2 protein-coding genes and 1 pseudogene are annotated in these 1,436 nt (G+C 62.8%); 2 read left to right on the top strand and 1 reads right to left on the bottom strand.

The features are described from left to right. Both JV551A3_RS16395 and JV551A3_RS16400 read left to right on the top strand, forming a co-directional pair. Nucleotides 1-392: pseudogene (locus JV551A3_RS16395) on the top strand (DUF2589 domain-containing protein); the annotation flags it as partial. Between the two features lie 68 nt (nucleotides 393-460). Then, nucleotides 461-1,015, top strand: a complete 555-nt coding sequence (locus JV551A3_RS16400) for a DUF2589 domain-containing protein (protein WP_133978930.1) — start codon at nucleotides 461-463, stop codon at nucleotides 1,013-1,015. 16 nt (nucleotides 1,016-1,031) lie between these two features. Here the strand turns inward: JV551A3_RS16400 and JV551A3_RS16405 are convergent. Further along, nucleotides 1,032-1,436 (bottom strand): translocation/assembly module TamB domain-containing protein (locus tag JV551A3_RS16405; protein WP_205125952.1); only part of this gene is annotated, 405 nt, incomplete at its 5' end.

Raw genomic sequence — 1,436 nt, forward strand, 5'->3', positions numbered from 1 at the left:
CGAACATTTCCATCGAAGAAGGTAATGTCGAGGTCGAGCTGTTCATCAACCAGATTTCGTAAGATGTGGCCAGCAAGTACATGAGCGCCGCTGCAACCGGATCGTTCGGCTCGGGGCCGTTCAGGCTCAACGTGACAGGCAGCTTCAGCCACAACTCCACGCAAACCCGCAAGACAGACACCCGCGCCCGCTATGCCTTCAACACCACCTTGAAGCGCCAGGATCCACCTGAGGCGATGATGCGGGTAATCGACTTCCTGACCGACGCCGCGACAAAGCCGACCGTGGTCAAGACCGCCACACTGGACAGCGAGGACGTGATTTCCCAGGCCGATACCTTGAAGCACCCTGCGGCCGCCAGGGCTCCGGCCCTTGGCATCGAAACCCCTTGAGACGTACCTCCCCGCCCCGAACAGCCCCCCTGACCAGGGGGCACCACCTGGCCTGAGGAGTCGAACCATTGGATAAATCCCCCGCCCCAATGACTTCCATCGACCTGCGCGAAATCACCCGTGGCCTGCAGGAAGCGGCCAGCGCTACCAACAGCCTGATCGCGCAACAGTACATCAACCTGTTCGACCAGTTCTTCGAGTGCGACACTGAGGTGCTGGGCGGCCCCATGAAAGCCAAGATGGTCGAAGTGGCCATGGACGGCCAGCACATCATGCGCGTGCCGCTGTTCGCGCTGGTGTCGCCCAAGGGCCTGGCCCTCGAGCGCATGCAGGTCGACCTTTCGGTAAGGGTCAAAGGGACCGAAGCACAGCAGGCACTGATGACCGCAGGCGAAAACAAGGCGGCGAGCTTCAAGGTCACCATCGGCGGCCAGGGCCGTCAGGGCGACAACCGTGACCCCGATGAAGTGCAGATCCGCATGCAGTTCCAGGCCAGCGAGCCACCGGAGGCCCACAATCGGCTGATCGAGGAATACACCAGCCTGATCATCCCGGTACGCGCCCCCAGCCCGCCGCCCTCGCCCGATACCAATGAGTACATCGAGGCGGCCACCGTGCGTTGACAGCCGCCGCGCAGGCTCAGAAGTCGCGCTTGTAGAAGATGTCCAGCGAGCTGGCCAGCCCGCTGGCAGCCTCGAGATACACCTTTTTGCTAAGTTTGTAGCGCAATGCAATGGTGTTGGCGGGCTCGAACACCCCCACCCCGTAGCGCAGGCTCAATTTTTCGGTGAGGTTGCCACTGGCGACCACGCTGGTGGTATTGCCCGAACCTTCGGTGTCCAGCTGGAAGTCGTCGATGCCCAGGCTCGAGGCCAGGCTGCCGGTGATGCCCGCGCTTCCCGCCAGGCCCAGGCCCAATGCCGCCTCGGCGAGCATGTTGTTGTCTTCGCCGGAGGCGCCCAGAGGCCGCCCCAGTACCAGGTACGAAAGCGCCTGTTCCTGGCTCATGGCCGGCTCCGAGAACACTTTGCTGGTGGGCTGCTC

It is taken from the genome of Pseudomonas inefficax (assembly GCF_900277125.1).
GTDB lineage: Bacteria > Pseudomonadota > Gammaproteobacteria > Pseudomonadales > Pseudomonadaceae > Aquipseudomonas > Aquipseudomonas inefficax.